We start from the raw sequence: 20,917 nt of genomic DNA, 5'->3' as shown, positions 1-20,917 counted from the left end.
CCGCGTGACCTCCACCCCCGAGGAGACCCTGTGAAACGCCTGACCGCCCTGACGACCGTCATAATGTTAGCGCTAACATCGCAGGCCGCGGCCGGCCCCGCGCGACCGCCCACCGACCCCGTGCGCGCCGGTATCGACTTCCGCGCCGAACTCCAGCCCATCGACGGATTCGGCTTCTCCATGGCCTTCCAGCGGGCCGACCTGCTGCACGGCGCGCGTGGCCTCAGCCCTGCCAAGCGGCGCGAGGTGCTCGACCTCCTGCTCAGCAAGGAGAAGGGCGCCGGCCTGTCGATCCTGCGCCTGGGCATCGGGTCGTCCACCGACCGGGTCTACGACCACATGCCGACGATCCTGCCGACCGACCCGGGCGGACCGGACGCCACGCCGACGTACGTCTGGGACGGCTGGGACGGCGGCCAGGTCTGGCTCGCCAAGGAGGCCAAGGCGTACGGCGTCAAGCGGTTCTACGCCGACGCCTGGAGCGCGCCGGCCTTCATGAAGACCAACGGAAGCGAGAACAACGGCGGCGAACTGCGCCCCGAATGGCGCCAGGCCTACGCCAACTACCTCGTCCAGTACGCCAAGTTCTACCAGCGGGAAGGCATCAGGATCAGCGACCTGGGGTTCACCAACGAACCCGACTGGACGGCGACCTACGCCTCGATGCGCTTCACCCCGCAGCAGGCCGTCGACTTCCTCAAGGTGCTCGGGCCGACCGTCCGCGCGTCCGGACTGAAGACGGACCTGGTCTGCTGCGACGTCGCGGGCTGGGACCGGCAGGTCGCCTACACCGAGGCCATCGAGGCGGACCCCGCGGCCGCCAGAGCTGTGCGGACCGTCACCGGCCACCGGTACAGCGGTCCGGCCACGGTCCCGCAGCCGACCGACAAGCGCGTGTGGATGTCGGAGTGGTCACCGGACGGCACCACCTGGAACGAGAACTGGGACGACGGCAGCGGCTACGACGGTCTCACCGTCGCGGCCGACATCCAGAACACCCTGACCGTCGGCAACGCCAACGCCTACGTCTACTGGACCGGCGCGTCCCTCGGCGCGACCCGGGGACTCATCCAGCTCGCCAACCCCGGTGACGGCTACCGGGTGTCCAAGCGGTACTGGGCACTGGCCGCCTTCAGCCGGTTCATCCGCCCCGGCGCCGTCCGCGTTCCGGTCACGGACGCCGACCCGGCACTCCGGATCACGGCCTTCCGCAACACCGACGGCCGGCGCGTCATCGAGATCCTCAACACCGCGACCACCGAAACCTCCGCCGCCTTCACCCTCCGCGGCGGTCACGACCGACACCCCGACGCCTACGTGACCGACGAGACCCGCTCGATCACCCCGGCCGACGTCGTCTCCACGCACGGCACGACCCTCACGGCCACGCTCGCCCCGCGCGCGCTGACCACCATCGTCCTCGACTGAACCGCCCCGCACCCGAGGAGTCATTCATGCCCGTGTCCCGGCATCTCATCGCCCTGTCCGCCGCCGTCTGCCTCGCGGCCGGCCTCGCCGCCGCGCCCGCGACCGCCGAGCCCCGTCCCCGTACGCTCGCCGACCTGGCCAAGAAGCACCACAAGTACTTCGGCTCCGCCACCGACAACCCCGAGTTCACCGACGCCGCCTACCTGAAGCTCCTCGGCAGCGAATTCGGGCAGACCACCCCCGGCAACGCCATGAAGTGGGAGACCACGGAACCCCGGCGCGGCGTCTTCGACTTCACCGCCGCCGAGAAGGTCATGGCCTTCGCGAAGGACCACCACCAGAAGGTCCGCGGCCACACCCTCGTCTGGCACAACCAGCTCCCCGCCTGGCTCACCGGGCGCAGCTGGACCGCCGACGAACTGCGCGCCGTCCTCAAGAACCACATCCAGACGGAGGTCCGGCACTTCAAGGGCCGCGTGATCCACTGGGACGTCGTCAACGAGGCCTTCAACGAGGACGGCACCTACCGCGAGTCGCTCTTCTACAAGACGCTCGGCCCCGGCTACATCGCCGACGCCCTGCGCTGGGCCCACGAGATCGACCCGCACGCCAAGCTGTACCTCAACGACTACAACGTCGACGGCATCAACGCCAAGAGCGACGCCTACTACAAGCTCGTCAAGCAGCTGAAGGCCGATGGCGTCCCGGTGGAGGGCTTCGGCCTCCAGGGCCACCTGGCACTCCAGTACGGCTTCCCCGCCGGCGTCCAGGAGAACATCCAGCGCTTCGCCGACCTCGGGGTCGACGTCGCGGTCACCGAGCTCGACATCCGGATGCAGCTCCCGGCGACCCCCGACAAGCTCGCCACCCAGGCCACCTGGTACGCCGACTACGTCAAGGCCTGCCTGGCGGTCGAGAAGTGCGTCGGCGTCACCATCTGGGACTACACGGACAAGTACTCGTGGATCCCCGGAGTCTTCCCCGAGGAGGGCGCCGCACTGCCCTACGACGAGAACCTCCAGCCCAAGCCCGCCTACCAGGCGATCAGGAAGGTGCTGGGCGGATGATCAGAACGGCGATCGTCGGAACGGGCGGGATCGCCGGCATCTGCCACGTACCCGCCCTCCGGGCACAGGCGCACCGGGCCGAGATCGTGGCAGCCGTCGACGTGGACGCCGCGCGCGCCGAGGCGTTCGCGACCGAGCACGGCATTCCCGCCGTCCACACCGACCTGCACACGATGCTCCGGGAGCAGCGTCCGGACGTCGTGCACCTGTGCACGCCGCCGTACCTGCACGCCGAACAGGCCGTGGCGTGCCTGGAGGCGGGGGCGTGGGTCTGGTGCGAGAAGCCGGTGGCTCTGTCGCTGGCCGAGCTCGACCTGATCCAAGCCGCCGAAGGGGCCGCCGTCGCGGGCGCGGTGTTCCAGCACAGGTACGGCTCGGGGGCCCGGTACCTGCGTGACCGGATCGCCGCCGGGACCCTGGGCCGTCCGCTGGTCGCGCAGTGTGTCACGGCGTGGTACCGCGACGACGCCTACTACGACGTGCCCTGGCGCGGCACCTGGCGGAGCGAGGGCGGTGGCCCGACGCTGGGCCACGGCATCCACCAGATGGACCTGATGCTCGACGTGCTCGGCCCGTGGGCCGAGGTGCGCGCGATGGCCGGCCGCCTGGAGCGCGACGTCCAGACCGAGGACGTGTCCGCGGCCCTGGTCCGGTTCGAGAACGGAGCCATCGCGACCGTCGTCAACAGCGTCCTCTCGCCACGCGAGGAGAGCTACCTGCGGTTCGACCTCACCGACGCCACGGTCGAGCTGCGGCACCTGTACGGCTACTCCAACGCGGACTGGACGTTCACCGCCAGGTCGTCCGGCGCGAAGTGGGAGCCGCCGGACGACCTGCCCAGCTCGCACGCCGCCCAGCTCGCGGCCTTCCTGGACGGCTACGAGGCGGGGACCCGGCCCGACCTCGGCAGATCCACCATGGAATTCGTCACCGCCCTGTACAAGGCCGCCCTCACCGGCCTGCCGGTCCGGCGCGGAGAGATCGACGCGGCCGACCGCTTCTACGGCTCACTCCACGGGGGACGCCCGGAGGTGTTCCGATGACGTTCCAACTCCTGGAGAACGAGGACGCGCTGATCGTCCGGGTTCGCGACGTCGACCTCTTCCGTTATGTGCACCGCCCGGTCATGGACCCCTTCGAGGCGCCGAAGCCCTACCTGCATCCGGTGCGCACGCTCGCCGGAGACGTGGTGACCGGGTACCGGCCGCACGACCATCGCTGGCACAAGGGCATCCAGCTGACGGCGTCGTGGGTGTCGGGGCAGAACTTCTGGGGCGGCGGCACCTACCTGCGCGGACAGGACTACGTCGACCTGCCGAACCTCGGCACGATGCGCAGCCTCACCGTGTCCGCCGAAACGGATCACGGCCGCGCCGTCATCACCGAGCACCTCGGCTGGCACACGATGGCGGGAGAGCACTGGATCGACGAACGCCGCACGCTGACCGCACTCGACGTCGAGGCCGACTCCTGGACCCTGGAGGTCACCACCTCGCTCACCAACGTCCTCGACACCCCCCTGATGTTCGGCAGCCCCGGCACACAGGGCAGAGAACTCGCCGGATACTCGGGCCTCTTCTGGCGCGGCCCGCGCGACTTCACCGGCGGGCACGTGATCGGCCCCGCGATGGGCGAGCAGGGTGACTGGCTGGCCTTCGTCGGCACCCACGACGAGGTCGACCGTGCCTCCACGCTCCTGTTCCTCGACGATCCGGAAGCCCCCGGCCGCTGGTTCGTCCGCAGCGAGCCCATCCCCGCCGTCAACCCGTCCCTGGCGTTCGACAAGGAACTGCCGCTGCCCCCGGGCGACACCCTGTCGCGCCGTTACCGGATCGTCGTCGCCGCCGGCGCGTGGACCCCCGCACGCCTGTCCCGCCACGTCGAGGAACACCCGTGGTGACCCCGCTCCCCGGGCTCCCCGGCGGCGTGGGGATCTCCGGGCTGACCGTGTACGACTGGGAGGCCGCCGACGGGCTGTGCGGAGGCACCCCCCACATGCACCTCGTCTGCTCCGAGGCATACGTCGTCATCCACGGCGAGGGCAGCGTCCAGACCCTCACCACCACCGGCTTCGCCGACACCCCGCTGCACCCCGGCGACGTCGTCTGGTTCGCCCCCGGAACGATCCACCGCCTCGTCAACACCGACGGCCTGCGCCTCGTGGTGCTCATGCAGAACAGCGGGCTTCCCGAGGCGGGCGACGCCGTCTTCACCTTCCCCGCACCCGTGCTGGCCGATCCTGACGCCTACCAGGCGGCGGCCGTCCTGACCGGCGACCACGCGGCGGCGGCGCGCCGCCGCCGCGACCTGGCACTCGAAGGCTTCCTGGCCCTGCGCGAAGGCGGGCTGCGGCAGTTCCACAGCGCGGCCCACCGCCTGAAGAGCGATCTCCTTGACGCCTGGTGGATCCGATGGCGTGACGGCCCGCTGGCGGCGACCCTCCAGACCGGCTGCCAACTGGCGGCGCTGAAGGCCGGAGACCTCTCCCACCTCGATCACGGCGAGGTGTCGCGGCTGGAGCGCCCGGAGGACCCGGTCTTCGGCATGTGCGGCCTCCTCCATCCCTATCCCGTCCCCGGCCCCCCGACCTCACCTCACCCCCATCCCCCGAAGGAGCTCTTCTGATGAGATTGCGCCGCCCACCCCTGGTCCTGAGTCTCGTCCTCGCGGTCCTGTCGTCCCTGCTGCTCGGAGCCACTCTCCTCGCTGCCCCGCCCGCCGCCGCGGCGACCGTCGACACCAACGCCTGGTACGTGCTGGTCAACCGCAACAGCGGCAAGGCCCTGGACGTCTACAACCTGGCGACCGGCGACGGCGCCCGCATCACCCAGTGGACCAGGAACGACCAGAACCAGCAGCAGTGGCAGTTCGTCGCCAACGGCGACGGCTACTACCGCGTGAAGTCGCGCCACTCCGGCAAGGTCCTGGACGTCCAGAACAGCTCCACCGCCAACGGCGCCGCGATCACCCAGTGGACCGACCTGAACGGCACCAACCAGCAGTGGCGCCTCGCCGACAGCGCGGACGGGTACGTGCGACTCATCGCCCGCCACAGCGGCAAGGCCCTCGAAGTCCAGGGCGCCTCCACCGCCGACGGTGCGAACATCGTCCAGTACGACGACTGGGGCGGCGCCAACCAGCAGTGGCAGCTCGTCAAGGTCGCCGGCGGCACCCCCGGCACCTGCGCCCTTCCCTCGACGTACCGCTGGTCGTCGACGGGCGCGCTGGCGCAGCCCAAGGCGGGATGGGCCTCGCTCAAGGACTTCACCGTCGCCCCCTACAACGGCAAGCAGATCGTCTACGCGACGACGCATGGCGCCGCGGGAACGGGAGCGGGCTGGGGTTCGATGAACTTCGCTCCGTTCACCGACTGGCCGGAGATGGCCTCGGCCGGCCAGAACACGATGTCGAATTCCGCCGTCGCGCCCACGCTCTTCTACTTCGCGCCGAAGAACATCTGGGTGCTCGCCTACCAGTGGGGCAGGACCGCCTTCTCCTACCGGACATCGACCGACCCCACCAACCCGAACGGCTGGTCGGCGGAGCAGGAGCTCTTCTCCGGAAGCATCGCCGACTCCGGTACGGGCCCCATCGACCAGACGCTCATCGGCGACGGCACGAACATGTACCTGTTCTTCGCCGGCGACAACGGCAAGATCTACCGGGCGAGCATGCCGATCGGAAACTTCCCGGGCAGCTTCGGCTCGTCGTACACGACGGTCATGAGCGACACGGTGAAGAACCTCTTCGAGGCACCCCAGGTCTACAAGGTCAAGGACCAGAACCAGTACCTCATGATCGTCGAGGCCCGGGGCGCTCAGGAGCAGCGCTACTTCCGCTCCTTCACGGCCACCAGCCTGAACGGCTCGTGGACGCCCCAGGCCGCGACCGAGAGCAACCCCTTCGCCGGCAAGGCCAACAGCGGCGCCACCTGGACCGACGACATCAGCCACGGCGAACTGATCCGCGCCGGAGCCGACCAGACCTTCACGGTCGACCCCTGCAACCTGCGGTTCCTCTACCAGGGACACGATCCCAACGCCGGCGGCGACTACGGCCTGCTGCCCTACCGACCGGGTCTGCTGACGCTGCAGCGCTGACGACGCGGCACCGTTCCGGCTTTCCGACGGGGAGCCGACGTGGAGGGCTCAGCCGTGGACGGCCGAGCCCTCCACGGGCAGGGCGACGGCGCCGGCCCTGTCGGCTCCTTCGGTCCTTGGAGGATGTGGGTGGCATGGCAAACGTCGTGCCACCCACATCCTCATCTTCGTGCTCGATGGAGCCGCTCTACGGCGTCAGGCCGTCCGCGTCCGGTGCACGAGGCCGGTGATCACGTCCACCACCAGGAACGCGAGCAGCGTGCAGCCCAGGACGGGGAGTGCCCAGCCGAGGGCGGCGACCGCCGGGATGCCCACGATGAGCGCGGGCAGCGGGATGCGGCGCCAGGTGCCGCGGGCGGGGGCGCGGCCGACGAGGGCCGAGCGGTCCTCGCGGGTGGGGCGGCGCTGCCACCACATGCGGTAGCCCCAGAGGGTGATGAGGATCAGGCCGAGCGCGACGACGGCGAGCACGAGCTGGTTGGCGATCCCGAAGAGCACGCCCATGTGACCCTGCACGCCGAGCTTCGACAGCTTGGCGAGGAGCGGGTAGTCCGCCCACCGGGTGTGCGCGGTGACTTCGCCCTTCGCGGGGTCGACGGCGACCTGGTCGTAGTGCACCGGCCAGACGTTGTCCTTCTGCGCCACGACCCAGGCGCTGGAGGCGTCGGCGGCCGGAGTGAGCTGGACCGTGCCGCCCAGGCCCGCCTTGCGGGCGGTGGTGAGCGCCGCCTCGAAGGCGGCCGGATCCGGGTCGGCGGGCTCGGCGGCCCCGCCGTGCCCGGCGTGGCCCGCGTGCTCGTCACCGCCGGCCTCGGGGGCCGGCCGGGCGCCCGGCAGCAGCGTGCCCAGTTCCGGCGCGTGGCCCTTGGCGGCGTCGAGGAGCTGTCCGAAGCGTTCGCCGGCGTACGTGGACCAGGTCAGACCGGTCGCGCTCAGGAAGAGCAGACCGAGGGCGAGCCAGACACCCGTCACGGCGTGGAAGCTCCGGGTCCGGCGCACCCCGCGGGCGGCACGGTCGGGCAGCAGGGCACCCCGGACGGACTTCGCGCGCTGACCCCGGCTGCGGCCGAGCCACAGGACGAGGCCGCCCACGACGAGCACCCAGAGCCAGCTGGCCGCGACCTCCGCGTACAGCCGGCCGGTCTCGCCGAGGTGCAGGCTCCGGTGCAGTTCGTCGAGCCAGGTCGTCAGGGGTGTGGCGCCCCACGAGGTGGTGAGGTCGCCCTTCACCTTCGCGGTGTAGGGGTCGACGAAGACGGTGCGCTGCTTCTCGCCCAGCTCGGGCACGGAGAGCACCACGCGGGTGGTGTCCTCCGGCTCGGCCGGGGTGGTGACGGAGGACAGGCTGCCCTCCGGGTGTGCGGCCCGTGCCGCGGCGATCTGCTCGGACAGCGGGCGCGGCTGGTCGCCCACCCGCTCGACACGCAGCTGGTCACCGTAGACGAGCTGGTCGAGCTGTGGGGTGAAGGTGTAGGCGAGGCCGGTGAGTGCGGCGACGAGCAGGAACGGGGCGACGAACACCCCGGCGTAGAAGTGGAGCCGGACCAGCAGGGCCCGTACGCCCTGCCAGGAGCGTCCGGCAGGCGCGGCCCCGGCGGCGGGAGCCGTTCTCTGCGGGTCTTGATCGATGGTTGCGGACATGAGTGATCCCCAAAGGTGCGCACGCGTCATGAAGGGACGCGTGCGAAGAAGCCGAAAGGTGTGGTGGACCGCCGCGAGGGCGGGTGGCGTGATCGCGTCCGTGCGATCAGGCGGGGATCACCGGGGGAGGGCCTCGTCGGGGACGGCAGCGGGTCAGGAGGACGCCGAGGCGCACATGGCCGGCGGTGAACGGCGCAGGCGGCCGTCCCGCAGGCGGGGCCGGGCAGGAGACGGTGGGGGCGAGAAGGGGGAGACGGGGCAGGAGCAGGGCGGCGAGCCGCCGCAGGATCCGTTCCCCGTAGATCAGGCAGAGGGCGGTGCCGAGCGTGGCCAGGGCGTGCCCTGACGTCATCGCGGCGGTCATGTCGGGTCCGGAGTCGGCCGCGCCCGTGTCCGTGGGCATGGCCATGTCTGCCGGCATGGTCATGTGCGCCGGCATGGTCATGCCCGCGCCATGGTGGTGTCGACCGGCCATGGCTCCGTGACCGGAACCGTCGGCCGGCATCATCGTCATCCGATGGAACACCAGATGCAGGGCGAACTGCGTCACGCCCAGGGTGAGCACAGTGACGTCGAAGTGCCGTCGGCGGCCGCCGAAGAGCACGGCGCCCAGCACCGTCAGCCCGGTGAAGACGATCCCGAGCCCACGAGCGCCCGGCAGCGAACCACCGGCGGCGACGTGGCCGACCGCTCCCAGAAACAGGGATGCGGAAGCACAGAGCAGACCCTTCGAAGTCCGCCTCTGCCAGCTGTCCCGTCCCCGCACCGGCACAAGGTATCCAGCGGCCGTCGGGCCGCTGTCACCTTCGAGCGGCGTCCTCGAGCATCTGGAGCGGCACGGGATGACCTGTCGTGCCGTCATGATCCGTGCACAGGAGGGGTGTTCGGCCGGGAACGCTCGGGCGGTGTCGTGGCGAGAGCGGCGGCGCGGCCCTGGGGGGTGGGCGGAATCACAGAGGAAGGAAAGGGTCGTAACGGACGGAGTGGCATGTTTCTGGGCGGTCCGCTCCGTCGTCTGCGGACCCCGGTTGGTTCCCACGGAGGTCGGTGGCTTTTCTCACTTGTTGGGACGGTTTGTGGGGTATCGGTGGCTGGGCAGCATCGACGTGCCGGAACGACCGGGGATCCCGGACCTTGGATCCCGAACACCGAAGGGGCGAGGTGGCCCACATGCCCGACACGACTCCCGAACCGATCGCGACTTTCTGCGGAAACTGTGACTGCGGGTGCCCGCAGCTCTTCGTGGACGCGGACGCGCCCGACGACAGGCGCGTCCGTATCACCGACGACTTCGGCCAGCAGGTGCAGATGAGCGAGGAGCAGTTCGCCGACCTCGTCGCCCAGGCCAAGGCAGGCGCCCTCGACCGCTTCGTGGTGGCCTCCGCCTGAGGCGAGCGTCCGCCGACGGGTCGGCCTGCTCCGTCCATGGAGCACACGGAGCACCCGCAACCGTGTCGTCGGCGGACGCTGTCGTCACCTCCTCCGAGGCCGGGGCGCGGGGGAGGGTTGCCAGGTGCGCAGGCGCAGACTGTTGCCGACCACCAGCAGCGAGCTCGCCGACATGGCGGCGGCGGCCACCATCGGGTTGAGCAGTCCGCTCATGGCCAGGGGAACGGTCACCAGGTTGTAGCCGAAGGCCCAGGCGAGATTGACGCGGATCGTGGCCAGGGTGCGCCGGGCGAGGCGTACGGCGTCGGCCAGGGCTTCGACCCCGGTGCGTACGAGTGTCACGTCCGCCGCCCCGATGGCGGCGTCGGTCCCGTCGGCCAGGGCGATGCCGAGGTCGGCGGCGGCCAGAGCGGCTGCGTCGTTCACGCCGTCGCCGACGACCGCGACGCGATGACCGCGTTCCCGCAGCGCCCGTACGAGAGCCGCCTTGTCCTCCGGGGCGCAGCGGGCGTGCACCTCCTCGATGCCCAGTTCCGTCGCCACTGCCAGGGCGGGGCTCTTGGCGTCACCGGTGGCGAGCACCGGGCGCACGCCGAGCCGGCGGAGCGTGTGCACCGCCCGGTAGCTCCCGGGGCGTACGGCGTCCCCGATCTCGATCAGGGCCACGGCCTCCCCGTCGACGCGGACCAGGACAGGGGTACGGGCATGCGCCTCGGCCGACGTGAGCGCGTCCGCGAGGGCGGCCGGCAGCTCACCCTCCGGGGAAGGGGCGCCGACCTGCACAAGTCGACCCTCGACCCGGCCCTGGACCCCCCGTCCCGCCAGGGCACGGAACGCGGTGACGGCCGGCAGCGCCGACCCGTCCTCCTCCCCTTGGACATGGGCGACGACCGCGCGGCCCAACGGGTGCTCCGATCCCTGCTCGACCGCTCCGGCGAGCCGCAGGACCGCCTCCTCGCCGAGTCCGCCGGGCACGGCCGTGACCCGGATGACGGTCATCCGGCCGGAAGTCAGCGTGCCCGTCTTATCGAGGACGACCGTGTCGACGTGCCGCAGCCCCTCAAGGGCCTTGGGACCGCCGACCAGCACGCCGAGCCTGGCACCCCGGCCCGTCGCGGCCAGCAGCGCCGTCGGCGTCGCAAGGCCCAGGGCACACGGGCAGGCGACCACGAGAACGGCCACGCAAGCCGTGACCGCGGCCTGGGCGCCCCCGGCGCTTCCGCTGCCGAGCCAGAAACCGAGGGTGCCGACGGCCAGGGCCAGGATGACGGGGACGAAGACACCCGCGACCCGGTCGGCGAGCCGTTGGGCGCGCGCCTTGCCTGCCTGGGCGTCGGCCACAAGGCGTGCGATGCGGGCGAGGCGCGTTTCGGAGCCGACCGCCGTGGCCCGTACGAGCAGCAGGCCACCGACGTTGACCGACCCGCCGATCACCGCGGCACCCGGCCCGACGTCGACGGGCTCGCTCTCCCCGGTGACCAGGGACAGGTCCACCGACGAATCGCCCTCCACCACCTCGCCGTCGGTGGCGATCCGCTCGCCGGGGCGCACGACGAACTCGTGTCCGACACGCAACTGCTCCAGAGGGACGAGTCGTTCGGCACCGCCCTCCCGTACCGACACGTCTCTGACGCTCAGTTGGGCGAGTGATCGCAGGGCCGTCCCGGTCCCGTGCCGGGCGCGCCCCTCCAGGAACCGACCCGCCCACACGAACAGCGGTACGCCGACGGTCGCTTCGAGGTAGACGTGCGCCATCCCGTCGGATGTCTCCCGGAACAGGGTGAACGGCATGCGCATCCCCGGCTCGCCGGCGCCGCCGAGGAACAGCGCGTACGTGGACCAGGCGAACGAGGCCGCCACGCCCAGCGACACCAGCGTGTCCATGGTGGACGCCGAGTGCCGCAGTCCCCGGAGAGCCCGTACGTGGAACGGCCGCGCCCCCCACACGGCGACCGGGGCCGCGAGGGCGAAGCACAGCCACTGCCAATTGCGGAACTGGAGCGCGGGCACCATGGACAGGACCAGGACCGGAACCGCCAACAGGGCTGTGATCAGGAGCCGGTCGCCTTCGTCCGCAACCGGTGCCGTGAGGCCCGCCGCCGGTTCGGAAGGCCGCGGAGTGGGCGGTTCGGGCAGCGCGGCGGTGTAGCCGGCCTTCTCGACGGTGGCGACGAGCTCGTCGACGAGGACCGTCGGCGGGTGCCGGACGCGGGCCCGTCCGGTCGCCAGATTGACGGTCGCCGTGACCCCTTGCAGCCGGGACAGTTTCTTCTCGACCCGGTTGACGCACGCGGCGCACGTCATGCCTCCCACGGCCAGATCCGTGGTGATCAGGTCCGTCGTGAGGGGGGCCGTCAGAGCCTCGGCCGTCATCGGTGTGCTCCCGCGTGCTCGTGCTCGCTCCCATGCTCGGTGTGCCGGGGGCCGTCCGTGGGCGATGGCCGGGCGCCCGGACCGATGGGCCCGACCGCGGCCCCGAGCGCGTACGACCCCCCGAAGACCAGCGCCAGCAGGACCAGGTACACCCACAGGGTGGCGGGCGGCCGGTACGTGCCAGAGGCCGCTTCCTTACGGGGTCGCCGCGAACGCGACGAGGATTCTCGGGTGGTGTCCACCGGCCGCTCCTCCAGAGCACGACTGTGGCGCCGCTCGGAAAGGGCGCGCCTCTGAAGGAGTCGGACGACCGGGCTGTCGGGTTCCGGCGGGAGGGGCGGGATCACCCACATGCGGCGGCCCCGCCCCCTCGTCCGCTTGGTACGGACGTCAGGCGAGAGCGAGTGCCTTCGTGCCCCGCTTCCTCGTGGGCGCAGCAGCCCGCGGCACCGCCGCGTCAGCCGCGGGGGCGGGTTCCTCGTCGCCCCGCAGCAGGGAGACCAGGGACGTCCGCGCGCGGGCGACGCGCGAGCGGACCGTGCCGACCGGGCAGCCGATGGCGTCCGCTGCCTCGGCGTAGGGCAGGCCCAGGAGTTGCGTCAGGACGAACGCGTCGCGCCGTTCGGCGGGGATGGAGTCCATCAGCTCGGCGAGGGCGATCCCGTCCTCGAAACCGGGCAGGCCCAGCGGCTGGGTGTGCTCGGCCTCCGCCTGCCAGTCGTCGCGGTCGGACAGCCGGGGGCGGGCAGCGGCGTGCCGCAGGCTGTCGACCACGGTCCGCCGGGCGATCGAGAGGAGCCAGGTACGGGCCGAGGACCGCCCCTGGAAACGAGGCAGCGCGGCGATCGCCCGGAGGAAGACCTCCTGGGTGAGGTCGTCGGCCGCCTGTCGGTCGGCACTCAGGTACGCCACGTACCGCCACACGTCGCGGTGCAGGGCGCGAACGAACAGATCGGCCTTGGCGGGGTCGCCGTCCCGGGCGGCCAGGGCGAGCCGGGTGGTCGCCGCGTCGGTGTCGGCGTCCGGCGCGTGCGCCGAGCGGGACGGTCTGGTGGGTCCCTGAGGAAGGGTGTCATGGGCAGCGGTCATCGCCACACGTCCTTACGAGGCAAGGGAATCCGGCGGCGCGCGCAGGAGCACGGCGGCGCCGGTGAGGGGTCGCGGCCTGCCGTTGCGGCATGGCCGATGCCCGAGCGACGGGATCGCGGCGTGCGCGCCGTCGGGCTCGGGGATCCTGCTGTCAGGCGACAGCGACCGCCCTCGGTGGGCCTCGGGAGATGACGGAATGGGCGAGCAGGAGCTGGCCGGGAGCGCGCTCGTCACCGGCGCGGACGGGCCGGAGCCGAGGAGCCTGCGACGGTACGGGGACGACGGCGGCGAGCAGGAGCCGCAGGGGGCGGAAGAGCCCCAGGGGCAGCGCCCGTACGAGGCGGAAGACGGCCCGTTCGCCGTACGCCATCCACAGACCGCTCAGGAGCGCGGCGAGAAGGTGCGCGGACAGCATGCCGAAGGACGAGGACATGTCTGTCATGTCGTGGGCGACGGCAGCCTGGTCCATGGCCGGGTGCCCCAGGGACATGTGCCCCGCGGAGATCTGGCCCACGGCCTCATGTGCCATGGACATGTGGCCCATGGATGCCCGCCCCATGCCGGTGTGAACCATGTCCGCATGGCCCGTCTCGGCCTGACCCGCCTGCATGTGAGGCATCGGCATGACGCTGTCTTGCTGGTACCAGGAGAACACCGCGTGCAGCGCGCTCTGGACGGCCACGGTCGCCGTCGTCACCGCGAGGAGACCGCGCTCGCGGCCCGCCAGGACCCAGGCGACGGCGAGGGTTCCCATGAAGGCGAGACCGAGCGCCGGCGCGGGCAGGTCCTGCCCCGACATCAGGAGGTGGCCGGTGGCCGCGAGCAGCACGCAGACGGCCGCGAACATCGCGGCCCGCACTCCTCGCGAACATCGGCCTGTTGTCATGGCGCGCCCATCCTTGCACCCTTCTCCGTCGGCATGAGGGCGGGTATGTCGCTGAGCGAGGCCGCCCCCTCGGCCTGTCGTCTCATGAGTACGCGACCGTGACGCGCCCCACAAGTGCGCCTCGGGAACTCACGGCCCGCTCGCGACGACTTCTCCATGTCGGTGAGGGACGGACCTGCCGCCGCACGGAGGGGGAACCGGGTGAAGTCCGCGAGGGAGGCGGCTGCGGCCATGGCAACCACGCCGGCCTCGACGGCCGGACCCGAGCGTGTCACGCCGCGCGGGCTGACCGCGCTGCTGACGACGGCATGCCTGTCGGGAGAGGCGCCAGGGCGACCTCGTCCGGCCTGGCGCTGGGACGAGGCGCGCGGGGGCTGGGCGGCGGAGACCGAGCCCGCGCCCGGCTGGACCCGGCGCGCCGGGTTCCCATGATTCGGCAGGAACCGAGGAGCTCCACCGCCCGACCCCTGTCATGTCGTCACCCGTCACCCGTCACTCCAGGACCAGGAACACCACATGAACCGTAGGGCATTACTCCGTGCCACCACCGCCCTCGGCGCCACGGGCGCGCTGGCTGCCACGGCGGCCTCACCCGCGTCCGCGGCCGTCCCGGACCCGACCCGCCCGCTGCGCGTCCACATCGCGATGTTCGACGGCGTCGAGGAACTCGACTTCGCCGCCCCGTACGAGGTCTTCTCCGCCGCCGGCTTCTTCACCCCGCGCCCGGTGGAGGTCAGTTACGTCTCCGCCGCCGGCGCCCGCAGCGTCACCGCGGCCTACGGCACGGTCGTTCGCGGCGTCCGCCCCTGGGCCCCCGACGAGGCGGAGCTGCTCGTCGTCCCCGGCGGCGGCTACGCCCGCCGCGACAGCCCCGGCGTCTGGGCCGAGATCGACCGCGGCACCCTGCCCAGCGCCCTGGCGGCCGCGCCCCGCCCGGGCCTCACCGTCGCAGCGCTCTGCACCGGCGTGATGCTGCTCTCGGCCGCCGGGCTCACCAAGGGGCGCCCGTGCACCACGCACCACAAGGCGAAGCCGGACCTCCAGGCGCAGGGCGGCCTGGTCAAGAACGCCCGTGTCGTCGACGACGGCGAGCTCGTCACCGCCGGCGGTGTCACCTCCGGCCTTGATCTGGCCCTCTGGCTCGTCCGCCGCGAACTCGGCCCGGACGCCGCGACGAACCTGGAGCAGATGCTGGAGTACGAGGCACGCGGCACCGTCTGGAGCTCGCGCGGGGCCCGCTGAGGGGGCCGGCCGCACCCCCCTGCCTCTTGCACATGATCTTCTGTCGGCCGTCGGTGGTCACCGCGGCTGCTGTTCCGCGATGACCGCCCAGTCGTCCTCCCCGCGACCGTCTGCGATGGCCTCGTCGAAGACAGCACGCAGCAGTTGACCGATCGGAAGCGGAATGCCCTGGTCGGTCGCTGCGTCGAGCGCGAGGTGGAGGTCCTTGCGGCCCAGGACCGTGGTGAATCCGGCGGGCTGGTAGCGCCGTTCGGCAATCATCGACCCGTAGCCGGTGTAGACGGCTCCCGGGAAGAGTGTCGAGGTCAGCAGTTCGACGAACTGTCCGGAGTCGACACCGGCGCCTTCCGCGAGGCTGATGGCCTCGCCCAGCGACTGGATCGCGCAGGCGATCAGGTAGTTCCCGAGGATCTTCACGGTGTTGGCCTGCTCCGGACGGTCGCCGAGGCGCCAGGTCCGCGAGCCGATCACGTCGAAGAACGGCTGGACGCGGTCGAGCAGCGCGTGCTCACCGGCCGCGAGGACGTTGAGTGCCCCGGCTTCGGCGACCGGAGCACGGCCGAAGACCGGTGCCGCGACGTATCCGACACCATGCTCGGCGTGCGCCGCGCCGGCCCGGCGAGCCAGGCCGGGGCTCACGGTGGCGAGGTTGACGTGAACAGTCCCGCCCGGGGTCCGAGCGAGGACACCGGATTCGATGAACGTCTCGGCGACGGCCCGGTCGTCGGACAGGACCGAGAAGACCACCGGCGCCTGCATGGCTTCGGCGACCGAGTCGGCACGACGGGCGCCCGCTGCGACAAGTTCGGCCGCGGGCCCGTCGGAGCGGTTCCACACCACGACGTCGTGGCCGGCCTTCAAGAGGTTGCGTGCGATGGGGCGCCCCATGGCTCCCAGACCGATGACCGCGATGCTGCTCACGGGGAGCACCCCTTCCCTTGAACCGCCCAAGACGGTTCACAAGGATGCCATGGGGTTACGATCGAGTCGAACCGGCTGAGGCGGTTCAGTGGATGCTGTCGCTCACTGTGGAGATGTGGAATGACCGAGGACGTACGTCGTGTGTTCCGGATGGACAACGAAGTCCTGGCGTTCCGGTTCACCGCCACCGTCAGCGATCGGGCCGGCCGGACGCCGAGAGAACGGCTGACCGATGCCTCACGGCTGGAGATGTGGCTGGGGGCGACGGGGCTCGCCGTCACGGACGTGTCGCCGACGGATCTGGAGGGCGCCGTCGCACTGCGCGAGGCGATCTACCGCATCGGGTCGGCGATCGCCGCAGGTGAACAGCCGGACTCCAAGGACGTCCACACCCTCAACACGATCGCCGCCGCCGGGCACGCGAAAGCCGCGCTGGAACACGAACGCGCAGGATGGCACCTGACGGAGACGACCCCGGTCGATGACGCCCTCGGGGTCCTGGCCACGGATGCCATACGCGTCCTCGGAGGCCCCGACCGCGGCCGCATCAAGAACTGTGAAGGTCCCGGATGCGCGGGGCTGTTTCTCGACACCAGCCGCGGAGCCAACCGCCGCTGGTGTTCCATGAACACCTGCGGCAACAAGGTCAAGAAGTCACGAATCACCGCGAGCTGACCCGGCAGAGCCGCGATCGGACCCTGCCGACAACGGCATGTCCCGCAAACCCCGCCGGACAGGCCCTGGGTCTGTCCGGCGGACCGCGGGGGGAGACGATCTGCCGGGACCCGTCAGTCCTGAGGTGTTCCGTCGTCACCGGCGCCGAGCAGGGCGGGAAGGTCGGCGAAGGAGTCGAGGACGTGATCGGGCGTCCCGGAGGCGGCACGGTGCGTCTCGGGCAGGTACTTGCCCGTCTTCACCAGGACGCCAGTGATGCCCGACCGCTGGGCGGCGAGCACGTCGGACTCGATGTCGTCGCCGACCATCAGTGCCTCCGAAGCCTCGACGCCGAGGTGGGCGAGGGCGCTTTCGAAGAACGCGGGGGCCGGCTTGCCCGTCACCTCCGCCTCGGTGCGAGCGGCCTTCTCGAGCCCTTCGAGGAAGGCCCCGGTGTCCAGGTCGAGGCCGCCCTCGGTGCGCCAGTACAGATTGCGGTGCATCGACACCAGCCGGGCCCCGCCCTGCAGCTGCCGGAAGACCCGGTTGAGGGCCTCGTAGCCGAACTCCGTCCCCGCGCCCCCGAGCACGACGACGTCGGCGTCACCCTCCTCGACGAGCGTGATCCCCTCCAGATCGTCCTGTACGTCTCCGCTGTTGAGCAGGAGGCAGCGCGCGCCGGGGAAGTGCTCGCGCAGATACGCCGCCGTGGCCGCCGGGGCGGTCAGGATGTCTCCGGCGTCGACGGGGAAGCCGAGGCCGGCCAGACGCGAGGCGATGGCGGCCCGGGTGCGGGACGTGTTGTTGGTGACCAGCGCGATGCGGAACCCCGCGCCGCGTAGCCGCTCCATGGCCGCGACCGCTCCCGGCAGGGCCTTCCAGGAGACGGTGAGGACGCCGTCGATGTCGACCAGGACCGCTCGGATTCGCTCCATGGAGCCGACGGTAACCCCTGGCGCGCCCGGTATGCCGCGACCGCGGCACGCGGGTCGCGACAACCACCCCTGCCGCCTCTTCGGTTGCGGTTCGGTGCGCGTCGACTCCTTGACCTCCCGTGGGAGCTCCACGATGCTTTGTTGCGGCACGTGAGATGCGTGTCGTAATGAGCAACTTCTGTTCAGGTCTCGTACCAGCCGAGGAGTGGTCATGACGCACCAGGTCCGTGCTGTCGTCGCGCGGGGCAAGGGCGCCCCCGTCAGCCTGGAGACGATCATCGTGCCGGATCCCGGCCCGGGCGAGGCGCTGGTGAAGATCGAAGCCTGCGGGGTCTGCCACACCGACCTGCACTATCGCGAGGGCGGCATCAACGACGACTTCCCCTTCCTGCTGGGTCACGAGGCCGCGGGCGTCGTGGAGTCGGTGGGGGAGGGCGTCACCGATGTCGCGCCCGGCGACTTCGTCATCCTCAACTGGCGGGCGGTGTGCGGCCAGTGCCGCGCCTGTCTGCGGGGACGGCCCTGGTACTGCTTCGACACCCACAACGCCAAGCAGAAGATGACCCTCGCCTCGACCGGGCAGGAGCTGTCCCCGGCGCTGGGTATCGGCGCGTTCGCGGAGAAGACGCTGGTGGCGGCCGGGCAGTGCACGAAGGTCGACCGGGCCGCGTCGGCCGCCGCCGTGGGCCTGCTCGGGTGCGGGGTGATGGCCGGCATCGGCGCCGCGATCAACACCGGGAACGTCGGCCGCGGCGACTCGGTCGCCGTCATCGGCTGCGGTGGTGTCGGGGCCGCGGCGGTCGCCGGGGCGAAGCTGGCGGGCGCCGCGAAGGTCATCGCGGTCGACATCGACGACCGCAAGCTGGCGACCGCCGGCCGGCTGGGCGCCACCCACACCGTCAACTCCCGTACCGCCGACGCGGTCGAGGCGATCCGCGAGCTGACCGGCGGCTTCGGCGCCGACGTCGTCATCGAGGCCGTGGGCCGCCCGGAGACGTACCAGCAGGCGTTCTACGCCCGCGACCTCGCCGGCACGGTCGTCCTGGTCGGCGTGCCCACACCGGAGATGAAGCTGGAGCTGCCGCTGATCGACGTCTTCGGCCGCGGCGGCGCGCTGAAGTCCTCCTGGTACGGCGACTGTCTGCCCTCCCGCGACTTCCCGATGCTCGTCGACCTCTACCTCCAGGGCCGCCTCGACCTGGACGCCTTCGTCACGGAGACCATCGCGCTGGACGAGGTCGAGAAGGCCTTCGAACGGATGCACCACGGCGACGTGCTGCGCTCGGTGGTGGTCCTCTGATGGCGGCCCGTGTCGAACGCCTCGTCACCTCGGGGACGTTCGCGCTGGACGGCGGCACCTGGGACGTCGACAACAACGTGTGGATCGTGGGCGACGACACCGAGGCGCTCGTCATCGACGCGGCGCACGACGCCGAGGCGATCGTCCGGGCCCTCGGCGGACGCACCCTGCGCGCGATCGTGTGCACCCACGCGCACAACGACCACATCGACGCCGCCCCCGAACTCGCCGACCGGACCGGCGCGCCGATCCTGCTCCACGCGGACGATCTGCCGCTGTGGAAGCAGACCCACCCCGAGCGGTCGCCGGACGGCGAACTGGCCGACGGCCAGGTGCTGTCGGTGGCGGGCACCGGGCTCACCGTGCTGCACACACCGGGACACGCACCGGGAGCGGTCTGCCTGTACGCGCCGGGCCTTGACACGGTCTTCTCCGGAGACACGCTGTTCGCCGGGGGGCCCGGCGCGACCGGACGGTCGTTCTCCCACTTCCCGACGATCATCGACTCCATCCGGGACCGGCTGCTGAGCCTGCCGGCGGCGACGGTGGTGCGTACGGGGCACGGCGACCCGACGACGATCGGCGCCCAGGCGCCCCACCTGGACGAGTGGATCGCGCGCGGCCACTAGAGGCCCACGGGCGGAGGGGTGGAGAGCCGCGGCTCCCCACCCCACCGCCCGCCCCGCCCGTCAGCCGCCGATCTCCGCCGGCGTGACCGTCACCCACTTCCGGCCCGCGTCGGGGGTCTCGCCCGCCGTCCTCTGCTCGGCGGACCGCTTCTCCTTCTCCGCCTCCAGCCGGTCGGTGTACGCCTGCTTGCGGTTGACCCACAGGCGGGCGCCGCCCGCCCTGGCGTCGGAGTAGAAGAGCATCCACCAGTCGCTGGGGGAGTCGCCGGCGACGAGGACCGGCCGTTCGTACTCCGCGATGTAGTCGTGGATGCCGGCGAGCTTTCCGACGTACCAGGTTCCCGGGGTCCACAGATAGGGCGTGACGACCTGCCGCCGGTAGCGCTCGGTGCCGTACTCCGCGCCGAACGTGCCCTGCTCGATCTGCTTGCGCGCGGTGGTGAGCCGGCCGGTCTCGGGGTCCTTGAGCAGCGTCGTGACGCCGATGACGTTTTCCGGCGGGACGCCGAGGCCGTACTTCGGGTCCGACACGACCATGCGCACGAGTTCCTCGTGGGCGGCGGTCATCACGTAGACGCGGATGCCGTGTTCCTGAAGGCTGCGGATCAGCTCGCGCTGACCGGCGTAGATGTGCGGCGGGTTCACGGTGCTGTGCACCGTCCTGCCGGCGTCGTCGTAGCTGACCGGGATCGGCCTGCCGTAGGCGTACAGCTCGTCGACGTACCGCTTCAGCTCGCCGAGCGTCAGGCCCGAGAACACCTGGGCGATCCACGGGTAGCAGACCTTGTCGTCGATCTCGCAGAGCCGGTTGTAGTAGCCGTAGAGGCTCTCGCCCGCCCGGAACGGTACGAGGCGCAGCGAGGGGTCGATGGTGTCCGGCGTGAGCACGCCCTTCATTTCGAGGAAGGGCAGCAGCGACTCCTCGAGGTCGTACCGCCAGATGGTGTTGTCGGCGTCGAAGACGGCGTAGCGGCCCTGGCCTTCGAACCGGCCGATGAGCTTTTCGAGCTGGTCGCCCTGGGCCTCGGGCCAGTTGGCCAGCTCGGCGGCGGGCCGGCCGGAGGTCTCGGCCGCGGCCGGGGCGGGTGGGACCGCGGTGGTGCGGGCGGCCGTGGCCGTGGCGCCGGTGAGGACCACCGACAGGACGGCCGCGGTCACGGCGAGAAGGGGACGAGCGGGTACGCGCATGCGGCATCGGCTCCGGGAGTCGGGAGGAGGTGAGTTGTGCGATACGCAACGCAGTGCACTCTTTGGTCCCCAGAG

At 71.4% G+C, this 20,917-nt stretch carries 20 protein-coding genes; 12 read left to right on the top strand and 8 right to left on the bottom strand.

Annotated elements, in window-relative coordinates; translation table 11 throughout:
- Nucleotides 1-63 precede the first annotated feature (63 nt).
- Genes ACIRSU_RS01630 through ACIRSU_RS01605 form a run of 6 tightly spaced genes read left to right on the top strand, consistent with a single transcriptional unit; the run spans nucleotide 64 to nucleotide 6,595 of the window.
- Nucleotides 64-1,428, top strand: a complete 1,365-nt coding sequence (locus tag ACIRSU_RS01630) for a glycoside hydrolase (protein ID WP_403788055.1) — start codon at nucleotides 64-66, stop codon at nucleotides 1,426-1,428.
- Nucleotides 1,429-1,454: 26 nt separating this feature from the next.
- Nucleotides 1,455-2,495 (top strand): endo-1,4-beta-xylanase, encoded by a 1,041-nt coding sequence (locus ACIRSU_RS01625; RefSeq protein WP_403788053.1) that lies wholly within the window; start codon nucleotides 1,455-1,457, stop codon nucleotides 2,493-2,495.
- Nucleotides 2,492-3,538, top strand: a complete 1,047-nt coding sequence (locus ACIRSU_RS01620) for a Gfo/Idh/MocA family protein (protein ID WP_403788051.1) — start codon at nucleotides 2,492-2,494, stop codon at nucleotides 3,536-3,538. Before ACIRSU_RS01625 ends, ACIRSU_RS01620 begins: the two co-directional genes overlap by 4 nt.
- The gene (locus tag ACIRSU_RS01615) at nucleotides 3,535-4,395 is read left to right on the top strand and encodes a PmoA family protein (protein WP_403788049.1); all 861 of its coding nucleotides are present in this window, start codon (nucleotides 3,535-3,537) and stop codon (nucleotides 4,393-4,395) included. The genes ACIRSU_RS01620 and ACIRSU_RS01615 overlap by 4 nt, the downstream gene beginning before the upstream one ends.
- Nucleotides 4,392-5,120: a cupin domain-containing protein gene (locus ACIRSU_RS01610; protein ID WP_403789369.1), complete on the top strand. Its 729-nt coding sequence runs from the start codon at nucleotides 4,392-4,394 to the stop codon at nucleotides 5,118-5,120. The genes ACIRSU_RS01615 and ACIRSU_RS01610 overlap by 4 nt, the downstream gene beginning before the upstream one ends.
- Nucleotides 5,120-6,595, top strand: coding sequence for a non-reducing end alpha-L-arabinofuranosidase family hydrolase (locus ACIRSU_RS01605; protein ID WP_403788047.1), 1,476 nt, complete (start codon nucleotides 5,120-5,122; stop codon nucleotides 6,593-6,595). Before ACIRSU_RS01610 ends, ACIRSU_RS01605 begins: the two co-directional genes overlap by 1 nt.
- 195 nt (nucleotides 6,596-6,790) lie before the next feature.
- On the opposite strand, the gene ACIRSU_RS01600 is transcribed toward ACIRSU_RS01605, so the two are convergent.
- Nucleotides 6,791-8,236, bottom strand: a complete 1,446-nt coding sequence (locus ACIRSU_RS01600; RefSeq protein ID WP_403788045.1) for a PepSY-associated TM helix domain-containing protein — start codon at nucleotides 8,234-8,236, stop codon at nucleotides 6,791-6,793.
- A gap of 106 nt (nucleotides 8,237-8,342) precedes the next feature.
- Entirely contained in the window at nucleotides 8,343-9,002 is a 660-nt protein-coding gene (locus tag ACIRSU_RS01595; protein ID WP_403788043.1) for a hypothetical protein, read from the bottom strand.
- 404 nt (nucleotides 9,003-9,406) lie between these two features.
- Between ACIRSU_RS01595 and ACIRSU_RS01590 the strand changes: the two genes are divergently transcribed.
- Nucleotides 9,407-9,625 (top strand): hypothetical protein, encoded by a 219-nt coding sequence (locus ACIRSU_RS01590; RefSeq protein ID WP_403788041.1) that lies wholly within the window; start codon nucleotides 9,407-9,409, stop codon nucleotides 9,623-9,625.
- 84 nt (nucleotides 9,626-9,709) lie between these two features.
- Here ACIRSU_RS01590 and ACIRSU_RS01585 read toward each other — a convergent pair whose 3' ends face one another.
- From ACIRSU_RS01585 to ACIRSU_RS01575, 3 genes are all read right to left on the bottom strand, one after another.
- Nucleotides 9,710-11,998, bottom strand: coding sequence for a heavy metal translocating P-type ATPase (locus ACIRSU_RS01585; protein WP_403788039.1), 2,289 nt, complete (start codon nucleotides 11,996-11,998; stop codon nucleotides 9,710-9,712).
- A gap of 390 nt (nucleotides 11,999-12,388) precedes the next feature.
- Nucleotides 12,389-13,087: a sigma-70 family RNA polymerase sigma factor gene (locus tag ACIRSU_RS01580; protein WP_403788037.1), complete on the bottom strand. Its 699-nt coding sequence runs from the start codon at nucleotides 13,085-13,087 to the stop codon at nucleotides 12,389-12,391.
- Between the two features lie 151 nt (nucleotides 13,088-13,238).
- A complete protein-coding gene (locus tag ACIRSU_RS01575; RefSeq protein WP_403788035.1) occupies nucleotides 13,239-13,973 on the bottom strand; it encodes a hypothetical protein in 735 nt (244 codons plus the stop codon).
- Nucleotides 13,974-14,204: 231 nt separating this feature from the next.
- On the opposite strand from ACIRSU_RS01575, the gene ACIRSU_RS01570 reads away from it, so the two are divergent.
- Complete coding sequence (locus tag ACIRSU_RS01570; RefSeq protein WP_403788033.1) at nucleotides 14,205-14,405, top strand: hypothetical protein; 201 nt, start codon at nucleotides 14,205-14,207, stop codon at nucleotides 14,403-14,405.
- A gap of 84 nt (nucleotides 14,406-14,489) precedes the next feature.
- A complete protein-coding gene (locus tag ACIRSU_RS01565; RefSeq protein ID WP_403788031.1) occupies nucleotides 14,490-15,215 on the top strand; it encodes a DJ-1/PfpI family protein in 726 nt (241 codons plus the stop codon).
- 57 nt (nucleotides 15,216-15,272) lie between these two features.
- Here ACIRSU_RS01565 and ACIRSU_RS01560 read toward each other — a convergent pair whose 3' ends face one another.
- Nucleotides 15,273-16,136: an NAD(P)-dependent oxidoreductase gene (locus ACIRSU_RS01560; RefSeq protein WP_403788029.1), complete on the bottom strand. Its 864-nt coding sequence runs from the start codon at nucleotides 16,134-16,136 to the stop codon at nucleotides 15,273-15,275.
- A 120-nt stretch (nucleotides 16,137-16,256) separates the two neighbouring features.
- Here ACIRSU_RS01560 and ACIRSU_RS01555 point away from each other — a divergent pair, with 120 nt between their 5' ends.
- Nucleotides 16,257-16,811 (top strand): CGNR zinc finger domain-containing protein, encoded by a 555-nt coding sequence (locus tag ACIRSU_RS01555; RefSeq protein ID WP_403788027.1) that lies wholly within the window; start codon nucleotides 16,257-16,259, stop codon nucleotides 16,809-16,811.
- 113 nt (nucleotides 16,812-16,924) lie between these two features.
- Here ACIRSU_RS01555 and ACIRSU_RS01550 read toward each other — a convergent pair whose 3' ends face one another.
- The gene (locus ACIRSU_RS01550) at nucleotides 16,925-17,725 is read right to left on the bottom strand and encodes a TIGR01458 family HAD-type hydrolase (RefSeq protein WP_403788025.1); all 801 of its coding nucleotides are present in this window, start codon (nucleotides 17,723-17,725) and stop codon (nucleotides 16,925-16,927) included.
- 211 nt (nucleotides 17,726-17,936) lie between these two features.
- On the opposite strand from ACIRSU_RS01550, the gene ACIRSU_RS01545 reads away from it, so the two are divergent.
- Nucleotides 17,937-19,025, top strand: coding sequence for an S-(hydroxymethyl)mycothiol dehydrogenase (locus tag ACIRSU_RS01545; RefSeq protein ID WP_403788023.1), 1,089 nt, complete (start codon nucleotides 17,937-17,939; stop codon nucleotides 19,023-19,025).
- Nucleotides 19,025-19,654 (top strand): MBL fold metallo-hydrolase, encoded by a 630-nt coding sequence (locus ACIRSU_RS01540; RefSeq protein ID WP_403788021.1) that lies wholly within the window; start codon nucleotides 19,025-19,027, stop codon nucleotides 19,652-19,654. The genes ACIRSU_RS01545 and ACIRSU_RS01540 overlap by 1 nt, the downstream gene beginning before the upstream one ends.
- A 60-nt stretch (nucleotides 19,655-19,714) precedes the next feature.
- Here ACIRSU_RS01540 and ACIRSU_RS01535 read toward each other — a convergent pair whose 3' ends face one another.
- Nucleotides 19,715-20,812: a haloacid dehalogenase-like hydrolase gene (locus tag ACIRSU_RS01535; RefSeq protein WP_403788019.1), complete on the bottom strand. Its 1,098-nt coding sequence runs from the start codon at nucleotides 20,810-20,812 to the stop codon at nucleotides 19,715-19,717.
- Between the last annotated feature and the right edge of the window lie 105 nt (nucleotides 20,813-20,917).

The sequence above is a fragment of the Streptomyces sp. NPDC101160 genome, assembly GCF_044768205.1.
Lineage (GTDB): Bacteria > Actinomycetota > Actinomycetes > Streptomycetales > Streptomycetaceae > Streptomyces.
Note: the sequence above shows the minus strand (reverse complement) of the source record. Positions and strands in the feature narration are given on the sequence as shown.